Below are 16719 nucleotides of genomic sequence, written 5' to 3'. Positions count from 1 at the left end.
ATGTTTCTGAGGAGTTAATACCTAGTAGGTACTCAGTAAGGGCGGTAGCGATGGCACTCAGCACCTCGGAACAGGCCGCGATCACCAGCGGCCGGGACTTCTGGCACACCGAGGGCGTCGAGTCCGCGGGCATCCCCTCGGTCACCGTCACCGACGGCCCGCACGGGGTGCGCATGCAGGCCTCCAGCGAGGACGTGCTGGCCGGCGTGCCCGCGACCTGCTTCCCACCGGCCGTGGCCAGCGCCTCCACCTGGGATCCCGAGCTGCTGCGCCGGATGGGCGAGGCCCTCGGCGACGAGTGCCGGGCACAGGACGTGGCCGTGCTGCTCGGGCCCGGCGTCAACCTCAAGCGCAGCCCCCTCGGCGGCCGCAACTTCGAGTACTTCTCCGAGGACCCGATCCTCACCGGCGTGCTCGCCACCGCCTGGGTGCAGGGCCTGCAGAGTCGGGGCGTCGGCGCGTCGCTCAAGCACTTCGCGGTCAACAGCCAGGAGACCGACCGGATGCGGATCAGCGCCGACGTCGACGAGCGCACCCTGCGCGAGATGTACCTGCGGGCCTTCCACAAGGTGGTCACCCGGGCCCAGCCGTGGACCGTGATGTGCGCCTACAACCGGGTCAACGGGATCTACGCGAGCGAGCACCACTGGCTGCTCACCCAGGTGCTGCGCGGCGAGTGGGGCTTCGAGGGCCTGGTCGTCTCCGACTGGGGCGCCGTGGTCGACCGGGTCGCGTCGGTGGCGGCCGGGCTCGACCTGACCATGCCGGGGCCGGACGCGGCCGGCGACGCCGCACTGGTGGAGGCCGTGGCGGCGGGACGGCTCGACCCGGCCCTGCTGGAGCGGAGCGCGGAGCTCGTACGCAAGCTGGTGGAGAAGGCCGGGGACCGGCCCGCCGGGACCTATGACGCGGACGCCCACCACGCGCTCGCCCGGGAGATCGCCGGCCGGGCGATCGTCCTGCTGAAGAACGACGGCGGCCTGCTGCCGCTGACGCCCGGCGAGAAGACCGTCGCCGTGCTCGGCGAGTTCGCGCGCACACCCCGCTACCAGGGCGGCGGCAGCTCGCAGATCACCCCGACGAAGCTCGACGACGCGCTCACCGAGATCACCGCGTCGACGACGGCCGCCGTCACGTTCGCGCCCGGCTACACCGTGAAGGGCGAGGCCGACGAGGGCCTGCTGGCCGAGGCGGTGGCGACGGCCCGCGGAGCCGACGTGGCGATCGTCTTCGTCGGCAGCGTGCACGAGACCGAGGGCGCCGACCGCGACTCGATCGATCTGCCCGGCCCGCAGATCGCGCTGATCGAACGGGTCGCCGCCGCCAACCCCCACACGATCGTGGTGCTCTCCAACGGCGCCGTCATCGCCACCAGGCCGTGGGACGAGCAGATCCCCGCCCTGGTCGAGGGCTGGCTGCTCGGGCAGGCCGGTGGCAGCGCCCTGGCCGACGTGCTGTTCGGGCGGGTCGACCCGTCCGGGCGGCTCGCCGAGACCATCCCGGTCAAGCTCGCCGACCACCCGTCCTACCTCGACTTCCCCGGCGAGCACGGCCACGTCCGGTACGGCGAGGGCCTGCACGTCGGCTACCGCGGTTTCGACGCCCGCGGTCAGGAGGTGGCGTACCCGTTCGGGTTCGGGCTGTCGTACACCACGTTCGGATACGGCGCGGCCCAGGCGTCGGCGACCGCGGCCGGTGTCGAGGTGCGCGTCCCGGTGACCAACACCGGCGGGCGGGACGGCCGTGAGGTGGTGCAGGTGTATGTGAGCCTGCCCGGCTCGACGGTGCGCCGTGCCCCGCGCGAGCTGAAGGCGTTCGCCGGTGTCGAGATCGGCGCCGGCGACACCACCGAGGTGCGGCTGACCGTCGAACGGGAGGACCTCGCCTACTGGGACACCCGGCTCGGCCGGTGGATCGTCGAGGACGGCGAGTATCTGATCGAGGTCGGCTCGTCGTCGCGGGACGTGCGCGCCTCGGTGACCGTGCACGTGGCCGGCGACCCGGCGCGGGTGCCGCTGACCACCGAGTCCAGCGTCGGCGAGTGGTTCGCCGACCCGCGTGGCGCCGAGGTGCTGGGCGCGGCGTTCGCGGCGGCCGCGAGCGAGCAGAGCGAGGGACTGATGTCGGCGATGACCGCCAACCCGGAGATGCTGATGATGCTGGGCAGCCTGCCGCTGAGCCGGATGGCCGCCTTCCCGGGCAGCCCGCTCAACGCCGACGACCTGGACAAACTGGTCGAAGCCGCCAACTGACCGTTACGTTCGTGCCCGCGTGAGCAGCGCCTGGATCCGGGAGACCAGCTCGCGCGGGCTGAACGGCTTGGTCACGTAGTCGTCGGCGCCGGCACTGAAACCACCCTCGACGTCCTGCTCCTGCACCCGGGCGGTGAGCATGATGATCAGCATGCCGGCGGTGGACGGATCGGCGCGCAGCATCCGGCACACGTCGATGCCCGAAAGCCCCGGCATCGAGACGTCCAGCACGGCCAGGTCCGGCAACCGGGCCCGCGCCGTGTCCACCGCGGCCTGACCGTCACCGACCGCGAGAACCTCCAGCCCGGCCTGCTCCAGCTTGAAGGCCACCAGGTCGCGGATGTCGGCGTCGTCGTCAGCCACCAGGACGGTAGTCACGTGGCCTCCCCCGATCCGTAGCTCTGTGTTCGGACCATATACCGGCCAACCCGGCATATGGGGTGATATTTGTAAATCCACTCCGCAACCAGGTCGCAACCGGCGCGCGCCCGGTCTGCAGCCGCCGGACGGTGTGCTGATGTCCAGACCACCACAGCGCACCAACACGGCTGGGAGGAACCGATGAACGCGATGATCGACGACATCCGCTGCGAAGCTCTCTTCGCCTCCGACCTGCAACGATCCTGGGCGCCGACGGCGGAACTGATCCGGGCCGCGGTCACGGACGTCGTACACCGGATCGGCGAGAACGGATGCGCCGAACTGGTCGCCCAGGAGTTCGGGGAACACCCCGACTGTGCGATCGGGCGGATGCTGTGGGCCCGCGACGCGGTCCGGCTGGCATTCGCCGCCTGACGACGGCCTTGCGGGCATCTTGCGACGAAGGGGTACGCGTAGCGCGTACCTCTGAAGGGGTCTGGCGCGACCCGCCGCCCAACCGTAAGCTTGCCGCCATGCGCGCACAGTTGACCATGTGGTGGCCCGCCTGACCGGCGGCCATCTCCCGCGCATCCCGCGGCCGCCTCGCTGAGGCGGCCTTTTTCGTGGCCGGATCTCGGCCGGTGGCCCTCACCCGAAACGAGGGACCATGCCATTCGCCCTGCTGCACCGCGACGGCGCCGACCACGTCGACGTCCTCACCGGCGACGTCGTCACCGTCGCGACACTCGACGACATCCCGATGACGCCCGGCACGCCGGTGCTCGCCGTCGTCCCCTACCGGCAGATCACCGAACGTGGCTTCGAATGCGTCGACGACGGCGCCCCGCTGGAATGCCTGCTGGTCAGATCGCGCCACACCGAGCCGCTCTCGAACTTCCCGCCCGGTGACATCACCCTGAGTGACGGCGGCTTCGATCTGTCCGACGACGAGTACGGCCGGATCGTCGAGGAGGTGCTGCGGGACGAGATCGGGCGCGGCGAAGGAGCCAACTTCGTCATCCACCGCACCTACCAGGCCAAATTCTCGGGCGATCCGCGCGCCGCGTTCGGCCGGCTCCTGCACGGCGAGCAGGGCACCTACTGGACGTTCCTGGTCGACACCGGCAACCGGGTCCTGATCGGCGCCACCCCCGAGCGCCACGTCAGCGTCCTCGACGGCATCGTCATGATGAACCCGATCAGCGGCACGTTCCGCAACGGATCCGGCGACATCCTCGACTTCCTGCGCGACCCCAAGGAGATCGAGGAGCTCTACATGGTCCTCGACGAGGAGCTCAAGATGATGGCCTGCGTCGCCGAGCACGGCGGGCAGGTCGCCGGGCCGTACCTCAAGGAGATGGCCCGCCTCACCCACACCGAATACCTGCTGGCCGGGCGCGGCTCCCTCGACGTCCGCCGCGTCCTGCGGGAGACCATGTTCGCCCCCACCGTCACCGGCAGCCCCATCGAGAACGCCTGCCGCGTCATCGCCCGCCACGAACGCCGCGGCCGCCGCTACTACGCCGGAGTCCTCGCGCTGCTCGACCACGACGAGTCCGGCCGGCAGACACTCGACGCGCCGATCCTCATCCGCACCGCCGAGATCACCCCCGACGGCCTGCTGCGGGTGCCGGTCGGTGCCACCCTGGTCCGCCACTCCACACCCGCGGGCGAGGTGGCCGAGACCCACACCAAGGCGGCCGGCGTGCTGTCCGCGCTGGGCGCGGTTCCTTCCCGACCCGCGGCGGTACGGGGTACCGCACAGTCCCCGGAAGTCCAGCGCCTGCTCGCCGCCCGCAACGACGACCTGGCGCGCTTCTGGCTCGACTCCCGCGCACCCGGCGCCCTGACGGTCCCGTCCCTGGAGGGCCGGCACGCCGTGATCGTCGACGCCGAGGACACGTTCACCGCGATGCTCGCCCACCAGCTGAAGGCCCTGGGCCTCACCGTGACCGTCCTCCCCTGGAAGTCCGTCACCGCCGCGTCCCTGCCGGCCGCCGACCTGGTGGTGTTCGGGCCGGGCCCCGGCGATCCGTCGGACCTCGACGACCCGAAGATGGCCGCTCTGAACAGCCTCGTCACCTCTGCGCTGGAGGTAGGACGGCCACTCTTCGCGGTCTGCCTCGGCCAGCAGATCCTCGCCTCCTTGCTGGGCCTCCCGCTGCGCCGCCGCGTCTCGCCCTACCAGGGCCTGGCCCGAGACGTCGACCTCTTCGGCACCCCCCGGAGAGTCGGCTTCTACTCAAGTTTCTCAGCAGTCGCCGCCACTCCCGCGACCCTCGCCACTCCCGCCACTCCCGCCGCCCCCGCCACTCCCGCCACCCTCGCCACTCCCGCCACTCCAGCAGTCGCCGCCCCGGTCGTCACCTCCGCCCCGGCGACCCCAGCCGCCGCGTTCCCACCAGTCGTGGCAGCCCCGGGCGTCACCTCCACCCCGGCCGTCGCCGCCTCCCTATCGGTCGTGGCCACCCCCTACGGCCGGGTCACCCTGGCCGTCGACCCGGCCGACGACACCGTCCACGCACTTCGCGGCGGCACGTTCGCCGGGGTCCAGTTCCACCCGGAGTCGGTGCTGAGCCGCGACGGCGTAGACATCCTCCGAGAACTTCTCCCACCACTTCTCACCGATGTGATTAGCCCCGCGATTCCGGGGTAGCGAAACAGTGTCGGTGGTCCAAGGTGATCGAGAGCCTCACCTTGGACCACCGACCCGTTTGCCCGCCCTGACCCTGGCCCGCGCCCTGGCCCGCACCTTCGCCCGCGCCCTCACCCCGCCCCTCCGATCGCCGCCACCCGCTCGCCGTCGCCGTCGCCCTCGCCGTCGCCCTCGCCCTCGCCCTCGCCCTCGCCCTCGCCCTCGCCCTCGCCCTCGCCCTCGCCCTCGCCCTCGCCCTCGCCCTCGCCCTCGCCCTCGCCCTCGCCCTCGCCCTCGCCCTCGCCCTCGCCCTCGCCCTCGCCCTCGCCCTCGCCCTCGCCCTCGCCGATGATCAGCGCACACAATCTCGCATCGTGTGACCTCGTCTACGCCAGGACGACGACCAGCGCACACAAAGCAATCAGCGTGCGACTTCAACCACGCCAGGGCGACGATCAACGCACACGAACCCGCATTGTGCGACCCCATCCGCGCCAAAACGGTGATCGACGCACACGCAAGAACGATGGTCGACGCACACGCCACAACGATGGTCGGCGCACACAATCTCGCATCGTGTGACCTCATCAACGCCAGGACGACGACCAGCGCACACAAAGCAATCAGCGTGCGACTTCAACCACGCCAGGGCGACGATCAACGCACACGAACCCGCATTGTGCGACCCCATCCGCGCCAAAACGGTGATCGACGCACACGCCATAGCGGTGGTCGGCGCAGACGCCATAGCGGTGGTCGGCGCGGATGCCGTAGCGGTGGTCGGCGCGGATGCCGTAGCGGTGGTCGGCGCGCACACATGGGTTGTGTCGTCCACAGGGTCGGGCGGTGTTGTCCACAGGGGCTGCCCGGCGGGTCGCGAAACCCGGGAGGCTGGTCCGATGACCGCTACCGCACCGGATCAGGACATCGCTCTCGCCGGGATTCTCCGCGCTCAGCACGGCGTCATCTCCTGGCGGCAGGCGCGACGCCGGCTCACCGGAAGCGCCGTCAACCACCGGGTCGTCTCGGGTCGTTGGCAACGTGTGCATCTCGGGGTGTATCTGGCATATCCCGGACAGGTCACGCGGATCCAGCGGTGGTGGATCGCGTCCCTTGCCGTCGGAAACGGGCGGCCGGCATTGCTCGCCGGTCTGACCGCGCTACGCCTGCACGGTCTGCGTCTGCCGGAGGCGGCCGAGCCGGTTCATCTGCTCCTGCCCGCTCACCGGACCGACCGTGATCCGCCGCCGGGAGTGGTCGTCCACCGGACCCGGCGCCTCTCCCGCGCGGATGCCCGTCTCGACATGTCACCACCGTGCACGACGGCCGCCCGATCGATGGTCGACGCGGCACAGTGGGCGTTCGACGACACCACCGCCGTCTCGATCGTCGCGGCCACATTTCAGCAGCGTCTGGTGGTCCTGGATCAGGTGCGGACGGTTCTGGGCACGTCACGTCGTCTGCGGCGCAGGCCCGTCATCGAGTCGGCGGTGGCTGATGCGGGTGGGGGCTCGGAGTCCGCGTACGAGATCGAGTTTCTCCGGCTCTGCCGGCTGGCCGGTCTCCCGCGGCCGTCGCGCCAGTCCGTGCGCCGCGATCGATCCGGCCGGCGCCGCTATCGGGATGTCTATTTCGATCCGTGGCGGGTTCAGGTGGAGATCGACGGATCTCAGCACATGGAGACACGGGGGTGGTATGCCGACATGCGCTCCGGCAACGAGATCGCCATCAGCGGTGTGCGGCTGCTGCGCTTCCCGGGCTGGGCCGTGCGCCACCGCCCCGGGGAGGTCATCGCCGACGTCCGTGCCGCCCTGGAGGCAGCCGGCTGGCACGGGCCGTCGCTGTCAGCTGGATCCGGCTCCGCCACCGCGTCCCATGACGGCCGGGTGCCCCATCGGACACGACCGATCCTGCCTGGCTGACCGAGATGATCGCCACCCAGAGGTGCGCAGCGGCAGGGCAAACGGGCGGCCGGCTCATTACGGCTACTTCTTGGCGGTGAAACTCGGGCCAAGCAGGGCCCGGTGGGTTTACGGTCGCGGGGGATACGGGTATCCGCCCGGCGTCGCTGATCTCCGGAGGACAACCTTGGCCGAGCCACACATCACCCTCGATCCGCAAACACTCAACCCGGTCGAGCAGAAGCTGCGCGGGCCGCTGGAGGACCAGCTCAGCTCGGCGCTTCAGGCCGCGACCGCCAAGGTCGAGCAGCACTACGCCGGGGAGAGCGTCGAACAGGTCACCGTCATGCTTCTGGAGCAGGCCAAGGCGGGCCTGCATCCGGACATCGCCGCCGGCTTCAACCCGGATCACGAGCAGCTGCGCCACGTGGCCGAGGTGATCGTGACCCGAGCCCGCTGACGAGCTCTCGGTAACGCACGTGCCGGCACCAGCCCGACCGGCACGTGCACGACAGACCGACGCATGTGCACCGCCAGACCGACGCATGTGCACCGCCAGACCGGTGCACGTGCACGACAGGCCGGCGCATGTGCACGGCCAGACCGGCGCATGTGCACGGCAGAGCGGCGCACGTGCACGGCAGAGCGGCGCATGTGTACCGCGGGACCGACGCACGTGCACGGCCCGATCGCGCCACGTGCACGCGGCCGGACCGGGCACGAGCACCGAGGACGACGCGGCGGGCGCGGGCGCGATCGGGCGCGGCGGTCAGGAGGCCATGATGTCCTTGGCCGGGGGCGCCTTCAGGTCGACCGGGGTGCCGAAGTCCGACCGGATTGCCGAAGTCGGAGTACTTCATGTCGAATTCGCAGGCCGCCTGTGACCCGACCGCCGGCATCGTGAGCTTGTAGGCGGCCAGGCGGCCAGGCGGCCAGGCGGCCAGGCGGCCAGGCGGCCAGGCGGCCAGGCGGCCAGGCGGCCAGGCGGCCCTCACCGTCGATGTCGGCCCGGAACGGCAGTTCGTGGTGGAGAGCTTGCCGAGCACTTCGGTGCCGACGTCCAGCTGTTTCGCCGACTCGGCCAGGTCGATGGTGCCCTGGTCGCCGAGGTTCACCGTGGTCTTGTAGGTGTCCCTCTGCAGCTCCTCCCCGTTGAGGCCCGGCACGGCGGCCGGGCGTACGAGCAGGCCACTCTAGCGACGATTGTCGATCTCAGGTCACCGGGGTGTCCTGAGGTTGAAGACGAGGTCGATGACCAGTGCCGTCCATCCGGTCTGATGCCAGGCCCCCAGTCCGGCCCCGTTGTCGCCGTTGAAGTACTCGGGGAAGACGATGAGGTCCTTCCAGTCGGTGTGGGTCTGGAACAGGTCGGTGGCGCCGTAGATCGGGCGCCGCCCGGACGTGGGGTCGGGCACGAACAGGCCGATCAGGCGGCGGGACAGGTCGTCGGCGATCTCGGTGAGCCCGGCCTTGCGCTGCGACCCGGTCGGGTACTCGGCTTGCAGGTCCTCGCCGTAGAACTCCGCGTACTCCCGGAGCGCCTGGATGAGCAGATAGTTGACCGGCATCCAGACCGGGCCGCGCCAGTTGGAGTTGCCGCCGAACAGGCCGCTGGTGCTCTCCGCCGCCTCGTAGCCGACGGTGAAGTCGGAGCCGCCGAGCGAGACGGTGAACGGTTTCTCCAGGTGCGCCCGGGAGAGGGTGCGCAGGCCGTACGGTGAGAGGAACTCCTCCGGGTCCAGCAACCGCGGCAGGATCCGCAGCAGCTGGTCCTGGCCGACCATGCTGAGGAGGCGCTGTTGGCGCCGGTCGGCGCCGCCGAGCCGCCGGGCGCTGATCACGTCGCCGAACTCGCCCTGGTGGTGCAGCATCCAGCGGACGCGGGCGTTGATCTCGGGGAGCCGGTTGAGGGTGTCCGAGGTGAGCCGGGTGGTGGCGGCGAGCGGCAGCAGGCCGACGATGGAGCGTGCCTTGAGTGGCACCTTGTTGCCGTCGGGCAGGCGCAGCACGTCGTAGAAGAAGCTGTCCTCCTCGTCCCACAGCCCCTGCCGGTAGGCGGCCTCCGCGATGTAGGTGAAGTGCTCGAAGAACTTGGTGGCCATGTCCTCGTAGGCCCGGTCGTGCAGGGCGAGGATGATCGCCATGTCGAGCAGGTTCAGCGCGTACATGGCCATCCAGCCGGTGCCGTCGGACTGTTCGAGCACCCCGGCGACGGGCAGCGCCGCGGACCGGTCGAACGGGCCGACGTTGTCGAGGCCGAGGAAGCCGCCCTCGAAGACGTTGTTGCCGCCGACGTCCTTGCGGTTGACCCACCAGGTGAAGTTGAGCAGCAGCTTGTGCATCACCCGGGACAGGAAGTCGAAGTCACGGCCCCCGTCGATCTTGAAGACCTGCAGCGCCGCCCACGCGTGCACGGGTGGGTTGACGTCGGAGAACGACCACTCGTACGCCGGGATCTGGCCGTTGGGATGCATGTACCACTCGCGCAGCAGCAGCAGGAGCTGGGATTTCGCGAAGCCGGGGTCGACGCGCGCGATGCTGACACAGTGGAACGCCAGGTCCCACGCGGCGTACCAGGGGTACTCCCACGGGTCGGGCATGCTGATGACGTCGAAGCTGTTCATGTGCCGCCAGGCGTTGTTGCGCCCGTAGCGCCGGCCCGGTGGCGGCGGCGCGTTGCCGGGGTCGCCGCGCAGCCACTGTCTGACGTCGAAGTGGTAGAACTGCTTGCCCCACATGAGACCGGCGATCGCCTGCCGGGCGACGTCCTTCTCCTCGTCGCTCGCGGCTTCCGGCAGCACCTCGGCGAAGAAGTCGTCGGCTTCGGCGCTGCGCGCGGCCATCACCGCGGCCCAGCCGTCCCCCAGGTCCGCGGGCGGCAACGGGCGCTCACTCCGGGTCAATCGGAGCCGGAGGGTACGGGTCTCGCCCGCCCCCATCCACAGCCGGTAGTGCAGCGCCCCCTTGGTGCCGACGCCCTCCGGGTTGACCGTCGGCGTCCGGTGGATCAGGTGGTCGTTGATGCCGTCCTTGGGGTACGGGCTGCGCCCCGGCAGTCCCCACAGACGCTGCGCGTTCGTCTCGTTGTCGCACATCAGAGCGACCGGCGCGCCCTGCCCGTCGAGGGTGATGTGGCCGATCGACCGGTGCTGTCCTTCGAGGCGCCCGGGTGTGCCGGACATGCTCGGCGTCTCCCGGTTGGGCAGCCCCCACGACCAGGTGTTACGGAACCAGAGGGTGGGCAGCACGTGCAGGATCGCCGGATCGGGGCCCCGGTTGCTGACGGTGATGGCGATGCAGACGTCGGTGGGCCCGGCCTTGGCGTAGTCGACGGTGACCGCCCAGAACCGGTCGGAGTCGAAGATGCCGGTGTCGACGAGCTCGTACTCGGCCTCGTTGCGGGAGCGGGCGCCGTTGACCCGGACCAGCTCGTCGTAGGGGAACGCGGCCTGCGGGTAGTGGTAGCGCCAGCGCATCCACGAGTGGGTGGGCGTGGAGTCCTGATACCACCAGTAGTCCTTGGCGTCCTCGCCGTGGTTGCCGCCGTCGCCGCCGAGGCCGAACATCCGCTCCTTGAGGATCGGGTCCTCACCGTTCCAGAGCGCGAGCGCGAAGGCGAACGTCTGCCGGTCGTCGCAGAGACCGGCCATGCCGTCCTCGTTCCAGCGGTACGCTCGGGAGCGCGCATGATCGTGCGGGAAGTAGTCCCACGCCGTCCCGTGCTCGCTGTAGTCCTCCCGGACGGTCCCCCAGGCACGTTCCGCTAGGTACGGGCCCCACGCCCGCCAAGGCTGCTCACCGGAATCGGCCTGCGCCAGGCGTACGCGTTCCGACACGTCCGTTCTCACCCCCACTATCCCGGAGTCGATCACACTGAGACTGTCACGCCGATGTGTCAAGCGTGTAAGGCTCCGAGCGATTAGGGGTTCGATCCGTGCCCACGGCCCGCCCGATCAGCTTCGGTCCTCAGGTCTGTGCCCGCCTCACTGAGGGCTCCACACGGGAATGGCTCGTACCCGATGGGGTCGGCGGGTACGCCATGGGAACCGTCAGTGGTCTGCGCACCCGCCGGTATCACGGTCTGTTGATCGTCGCGGGGCACACTCCGGCGTCGCGCAGGCTGGGCCTGGCCGCTCTCGATCCGGTCGTCACCCTGCCGTCCGGCGCGGTCGTCCGGCTCGGTGTGCACGAGTGGGCGGACGGCGCGATCGCCCCGGCCGGGCACCGGCTGCTCGCCGGGTTCACGCTGGTCGACGGGGTGCCGCGGTGGCGGTGGCGGCTCGGCGACGTGGTCGTGGAGCGGGAGGTCGCCGCCGTGCACGGCCGGCCGGCGGTCGCGATCGTGCACCGTCTGGTCGCCGGCGGCCCGATCCGGCTCTCCCTGGAGGCGCTCTGCACCTGGCGGGACGTGCACGGCGAGCGGACCGCGGACGGCCCGCCTCCGGCGGTCGCGGCGACGGCCGACGGCTGCGTGGTCGAGGACGCCTACCGGATCAGTGGGCCGGGCTTCACCCCGGCCGGCGAGTGGTTCCGCGGCGTCCGGCACCGGGCGGAGGACGAGCGGGGCCTCACCCCGACCGAGGATCTGTGGTACGCGGGGAGCTTCCACGCCGAGCTACGCCGCCCCGGGGAGCTCGCGGAGGTGTCGGCGTGGGCGGGCGAGCTGGACGATCCGCCGCTCCCGGCCGGGCCGGCCGTTGCCGCGGCCCGGCTGCGCAACCGGGAGGTCGTCGCCGCCGCGGCACCCGCCGACGAGACCCAGGCGACGCTGGCGCTGGCCGCCGACGCCTTCGTGGTGCACGCCGGGAACGGGCCGGACGTGGTCGCCGGCTATCCGTGGTTCGGGTCGTGGTCCCGGGACACGATGATCGGCTACGAGGGGCTGTTCCTGGCCACGAACCGGGCCGACCAGGGCCGGGAGCTGCTGCGCGCCTACGCCGGCACGCTGTCCGAGGGGATGCTCGCGAACACCGCGGACACCGGCGCCGTCGAGTACAACACCGTCGACGGCACGCTGTGGTTCCTGCACGCGGTCGGGCGACACGTGGCGGTCGCCGGCGACGACGACCTGGCCGCCGAGCTGCTGCCCCTGCTGCGGGACGTGGTCGCCCACCACCTGTCCGGCACCCGGTTCGGGATCCGCGCCGACCCGGCCGACGGGCTGCTCCGGGCGGGCGCCCCCGGTGCCGCGCTGACCTGGATGGACGCCCGCGTCGACGGGGTTCCGGTGACCGCCCGCGCGGGCAAGCCGGTCGAGGTGAACGCGCTGTGGATCAACGGGCTGGCGACCGTGCTGGACCTGTCCGCGCGTACCGGGATCCCGCCCGGACCGGCCGAGCGCGCCTGCCCGCAGGCCCGGGAGGGGTTCGGCCGCCGCTATCCGGCGCCCGGTGGCCTGCTGCACGACGTCGTCGGCGGTGTGGACGGCGCCGATCCGGTGCTACGCCCCAACCAGTTGCTCGCCTGGTCGCTGCCGCACGCCCCGGCCCGCCCGGACCGGGCCGCCCTCGAACGCCTCGGCGCCGTGCTGCTCACCCCGCTCGGGCCGCGCAGCCTCGCCCCCGGCGAGCCCGGGTACTCGGGACGGCACCGTGGCACACCGGCCGAGCGGGACACCGCGTACCACACCGGGACGGTCTGGCCGTGGCTGACCGGCCCGTGGGTGACCGCCCTGCACCGCATCGGCGCGAGTGGCGAGGACGTGCTCACCGACGCCGAGGCCCACCTGTCCGAGCACGGGCTGGGCTCGATCTCGGAGACCGCCGACGGCGATCCGCCGCACCGGGCCACCGGCTGCCCCTTCCAGGCCTGGTCGGTGGCCGAGCACCTGCGTGCCCGGCGGCTCTGACAGCCGATGAGAACCCCGTGATGCCCGTTCCGCACCCGCGGAGCAACCTGGCTGCCGCATGCTCGCCTGGTGGGACGAGACCGCTGGACCATGATCGCCTGGCTGGGTGTGCTGGCGATCAGCATCGTGCTGCGTGTGGTCCTGGAAGCGCAGGAGACCCCGTACCTCGTCGCCGTGGCACCGTACATGCTGGTCAGCTTCGCCACCCCGGTCGTCGTCCTGATCGGCACACTCCGGCACCGGCCGCCGCACCGGGCCGGCTGGTTCCTGCTGGTCGCCGCGCAGGTCTTCTACGCCGCCGCCGACACCGTCACGGTGGTGGACGAGGTGCTCTCCGGCGAGTTCCTCGAGCCCACGCCGGCGGACCTGCTGTACTTCGCCTACTACCTGCTCATCGCGGCGGCGGTGCTGCTGTTCATCCGCCGGCGGAGTCCCGGCTGGGACGTGCCCAGCATGATCGACGCGCTCATCGTCGCCGTCAGCGCCGGACTGATCACCTGGATCTTCGTGCTCCAGCCCTTGACCTCGGACTCCGAGCTGCCGCTCAACGCGAAACTGACCCAGTCGGCGTACCCGGTCCTCGATCTGATGCTGTTGATCCTCGCGGTCCGGCTGGCGATGGGCACCGGCACTCGCGGCGCGGTGCTCTACTCGCTGCTCGGCAGCCTCGTCCTGATGCTCAGCGTCGACACGATCTATCTGGTGCAGAACATCCTCGAGGGCGGCGGGGTGTCGGAGTCGTACCTGGACGCCCTCTGGATGGCCTCCCTCGGTCTCCTCGGCGCCGCCGCCCTGCATCGCGGGGTCCGGCACTTCGACCTGCGCAGCGAGCATGCCCAGCCGGACGCGTCACCGGCCCGGCTCGGGGTGCTGGCGATCGCCGTGCTGATGGCGCCCGGCGTGCAGGTGCTGGTCTGGCTGCTCGACTGGCCGCTCAACATCCCCCTGATCAGCGGTAGCTGTGCCGTCATGTTCATCCTGGTGATGACCAGGATGGCCGGTCTGGTCGCGGCACAGCGTCAGGCCGCCGTGACCGATGCTCTCACCGGGTTGCGCACCCGCCGCTACTTCTCCGACGCGCTGAGCCTGGAATGCCGGCGGGCCGGGCGGACCGGCCACGGCGTAGGCCTGCTGGTCATCGACGTCGACCACTTCAAGCGCATCAACGACGGGTACGGCCACCCGGCCGGCGACGAGGTGCTGCGTGAGGTGTCCCGACGTCTCTCCGCCGCGGCACGGGCCGGCACCGTGGTGGCCCGGTACGGCGGCGAGGAGTTCGTCGTGCTCGCCCCGCACACCGGCCCCGGCGAACTGCTCGCCCTGGCCGAACGCCTGCGCGCCGCGGTCGCCGAGCTCCCCGTCCAGGTCGGCGGCGAACTGCTCGGCGTCACGGTCTCGGTCGGCGCGGCCGCCCAGACGCATCCCGGGCCGGACTCCCTGCTCCGTTTCGCCGACGAGGCGCTCTACGCAGCCAAGGCCGCGGGCCGCAACCGCTGTGTCCTCGCCGACGTCGTGCCCGCCACGCACTGAAGGCCCGTCCCGGCCGGCTCGCAGCGCTGCCCGAAACGGCCCAGGACGACGCTGACGACCGGCCGAACGGATCAGCCGAGCCAGCCGGGGCGGATCAGGCCGGCCTCGTAGGCGTAGACGACCAGCTGGGCCCGGTCGCGCGCGCCGAGTTTGATCATCGTGCGGCTGACGTGGGTCTTCGCGGTGGCCGGACTGATCACCAGACGGGCGGCGATCTCGTCGTTGGACAGCCCCTCGGCGACCAGGACCAGGACCTCGCGTTCCCGGTCGGTGAGCTGGCCCAGGTCGCGCGGCGGCTCGGGCGGCCGCCCGTGCGCGACGGCCGCCGCCGCGAACGAGCCGATCACCCGCCGGGTCACGCTCGGCGACAGCAACCCGTCCCCGGCGGCGACCGCACGCACCCCGCGCAGCAGATCCACCGGCTCGGTGTCCTTCACGAGAAACCCGGAAGCCCCGGTCCGCAGCGCCTCGAACACATACTCGTCCAGCTCGAACGTGGTCAAAATGACCACGCGGGTGGCGGCCAGCTCCGGGTCGGCGGCGATCCGCCGGGTCGCCTCCAGCCCGTCCACGCCGGGCATCCGGATGTCCATCAGCACGACGTCCGGCCGGGTCTGCCGGACCACCTCGACCGCCCGCAGCCCGTCCGCAGCCTCGCCGACCACCTCGATGCCCGGCTCCGCGTCGAGCAGCGCCCGGAACCCGGCCCGCACCAGCGCCTGGTCATCGGCCAGCACCACCGAGATCATCCGGTCTCCCCCGTTCGCCCGACGTCCGCCACCACACCGTCGTCCACCGGTCCGGCCTCCCCCGCGCCGGGCACCGCACCATCACCCGCCGTCCCGGGTTCCATCGGGACGGCCCGGCCCGGCGCCGTCGAGCGGACCGCACCCGCCGCCGGGAGGACCGCGGTGACCCGGTAGCCGCTGGTCTCACCCGCCAAGGGGCCCGCCGTGAGGGTGCCGCCCAGGCTCTCGGCCCGCGCCCGCATGCCGGTCAGGCCGCTGGAGCCCTCCGGCGGCGCCGACCCGCCGGCCACTCCGGTGTTCGTGATCGACAGGTGCAGCGCGGCCGGGGTGTGCCGGATCTCGACGAGCGCGTCCGGACCGGGCCCGGCATGCTTGCGGACGTTCGTCAGCGACTCCTGGACGATCCGGTACGCGGCCCGGTCGACCTCGGCCGGCAGGTCGCGGGGGCCGCCGACGATCTCGGTACGGACCGGGAAGCCCGCGTCGGCGGTCAGGTCGTCCAGGCGGCTCAGGCCCAGCGCCGGCTGCCGGGGCGCGGCCTCCCCGTCGGTGCGTAGGACGCCCAGCACCGAACGCACCTCGCGCAGCGCCTCCGCGCTCGCCGTCTTGATCGCGGTCAGCGCCTCCCGGGCCTGCTCCGGCCGGTTGTCCATCAGATGCAGCCCCACCCCGGCCTGCACGTTGATCAGGGACAGGTGGTGACCGAGGACGTCGTGCAGCTCCTGCGCCATCCGCAGCCGCTCCTCGGAGGCCTGCCGGCGCCTCTGCTCGCCACGAGCCCGTTCCTGCTCCTCGTGTGCGCGGGCCAGCGCGGCCAACTGCTCGTGCCGCACCTTCGACACCATGCCCGCCAGCACCGGCACAGCCAGGCCGACACCGGCCAGCAACGCCTCCCGCAGCGTGGGCGAAACCCCGGCGGGCAGGTTGAGCGGGCCGGCCAGGACCACGTTCACCAGCAGGTAGAGCGACCAGGCCACGGCCGCGGCGATCGCCGCCTCGGTTCGCCGGCCGGCCTTGGCCAGGGCGAAGAGCGCGAGAGCGGGGGCCATCGCATACATCCAGTACGGATCGGCGTGGGTGGCGAACAGGAGCGAGGCTGCCGCGGCGATCACGAAGGCGGCGAGTGGGGAGCGGCGTTTCCAGAACAGCGCGACCGGACCGGCGAGCAGCAGCAGGTGGTAGAGCACCGGGGAGGTGAGGTGCACACCGCCGCGGTCGGCGAGATCGTTCGACCCCGCGAGGTGGAAGATCGACGCGGCGATCACCGCACCGGGCGGCCAGCCGTCGTGCCCCCGGCGCCGGGCACGTCGCCATGCCGGATCGCCGGGCGCCCAACCACGGCCCACATGCCTCATGAGCTGAACCTACGTCAGCGCCCCGGCCCCGGTCATCGGTCGGCGGGCGCGCATCGCACCTACCACCCCGGGCTCACACCGCGGCACCC

General features: G+C 71.6%; 13 protein-coding genes. 7 read left to right on the top strand and 6 right to left on the bottom strand.

Annotated elements, in window-relative coordinates:
- Positions 1–50: 50 nt before the first annotated feature.
- Positions 51–2252, top strand: coding sequence for a glycoside hydrolase family 3 C-terminal domain-containing protein (locus ACQPZW_RS09380; RefSeq protein ID WP_433794425.1), 2202 nt, complete (start codon positions 51–53; stop codon positions 2250–2252).
- A 3-nt stretch (positions 2253–2255) separates the two neighbouring features.
- On the opposite strand, the gene ACQPZW_RS09375 is transcribed toward ACQPZW_RS09380, so the two are convergent.
- Positions 2256–2630 carry a response regulator gene (locus ACQPZW_RS09375; protein ID WP_433794424.1) on the bottom strand — a complete coding sequence of 125 codons (375 nt, stop codon included), beginning with the start codon at positions 2628–2630 and terminating at the stop codon, positions 2256–2258.
- A 183-nt stretch (positions 2631–2813) separates the two neighbouring features.
- On the opposite strand from ACQPZW_RS09375, the gene ACQPZW_RS09370 reads away from it, so the two are divergent.
- A complete protein-coding gene (locus ACQPZW_RS09370) occupies positions 2814–3047 on the top strand; it encodes a hypothetical protein (RefSeq protein ID WP_433794423.1) in 234 nt (77 codons plus the stop codon).
- Between the two features lie 232 nt (positions 3048–3279).
- A complete protein-coding gene (locus ACQPZW_RS09365) occupies positions 3280–5268 on the top strand; it encodes an anthranilate synthase family protein (RefSeq protein ID WP_433794422.1) in 1989 nt (662 codons plus the stop codon).
- A gap of 110 nt (positions 5269–5378) precedes the next feature.
- On the opposite strand, the gene ACQPZW_RS09360 is transcribed toward ACQPZW_RS09365, so the two are convergent.
- Together ACQPZW_RS09360 and ACQPZW_RS09355 are read right to left on the bottom strand one after the other, a co-directional pair.
- Complete coding sequence (locus ACQPZW_RS09360; protein WP_433794421.1) at positions 5379–5612, bottom strand: hypothetical protein; 234 nt, start codon at positions 5610–5612, stop codon at positions 5379–5381.
- 258 nt (positions 5613–5870) lie between these two features.
- Complete coding sequence (locus ACQPZW_RS09355) at positions 5871–6062, bottom strand: hypothetical protein (protein ID WP_433794420.1); 192 nt, start codon at positions 6060–6062, stop codon at positions 5871–5873.
- A gap of 84 nt (positions 6063–6146) precedes the next feature.
- Between ACQPZW_RS09355 and ACQPZW_RS09350 the strand changes: the two genes are divergently transcribed.
- A complete protein-coding gene (locus tag ACQPZW_RS09350; RefSeq protein ID WP_433794419.1) occupies positions 6147–7169 on the top strand; it encodes a DUF559 domain-containing protein in 1023 nt (340 codons plus the stop codon).
- Between the two features lie 166 nt (positions 7170–7335).
- Positions 7336–7608 carry a hypothetical protein gene (locus ACQPZW_RS09345; protein WP_433794418.1) on the top strand — a complete coding sequence of 91 codons (273 nt, stop codon included), beginning with the start codon at positions 7336–7338 and terminating at the stop codon, positions 7606–7608.
- Between the two features lie 757 nt (positions 7609–8365).
- Here the strand turns inward: ACQPZW_RS09345 and ACQPZW_RS09340 are convergent.
- On the bottom strand, positions 8366–10996 hold the full coding sequence (locus ACQPZW_RS09340) for an MGH1-like glycoside hydrolase domain-containing protein (RefSeq protein ID WP_433794417.1): 2631 nt from the start codon (positions 10994–10996) through the stop codon (positions 8366–8368).
- A 191-nt stretch (positions 10997–11187) separates the two neighbouring features.
- Here ACQPZW_RS09340 and ACQPZW_RS09335 point away from each other — a divergent pair, with 191 nt between their 5' ends.
- On the top strand, positions 11188–12996 hold the full coding sequence (locus ACQPZW_RS09335; RefSeq protein WP_433794416.1) for an amylo-alpha-1,6-glucosidase: 1809 nt from the start codon (positions 11188–11190) through the stop codon (positions 12994–12996).
- 69 nt (positions 12997–13065) lie between these two features.
- Entirely contained in the window at positions 13066–14526 is a 1461-nt protein-coding gene (locus ACQPZW_RS09330; RefSeq protein WP_433794415.1) for a GGDEF domain-containing protein, read from the top strand.
- A gap of 71 nt (positions 14527–14597) precedes the next feature.
- Here the strand turns inward: ACQPZW_RS09330 and ACQPZW_RS09325 are convergent, their stop codons facing one another.
- Complete coding sequence (locus ACQPZW_RS09325; protein ID WP_433794413.1) at positions 14598–15275, bottom strand: response regulator; 678 nt, start codon at positions 15273–15275, stop codon at positions 14598–14600.
- Positions 15272–16630 carry a sensor histidine kinase gene (locus ACQPZW_RS09320; RefSeq protein WP_433794412.1) on the bottom strand — a complete coding sequence of 453 codons (1359 nt, stop codon included), beginning with the start codon at positions 16628–16630 and terminating at the stop codon, positions 15272–15274. The genes ACQPZW_RS09325 and ACQPZW_RS09320 overlap by 4 nt, the downstream gene beginning before the upstream one ends.
- Between the last annotated feature and the right edge of the window lie 89 nt (positions 16631–16719).

It is taken from the genome of Actinoplanes sp. CA-252034, assembly GCF_050956125.1.
Lineage (GTDB): Bacteria > Actinomycetota > Actinomycetes > Mycobacteriales > Micromonosporaceae > Actinoplanes.
This window is presented reverse-complemented; position numbering and strand designations above follow the sequence as displayed.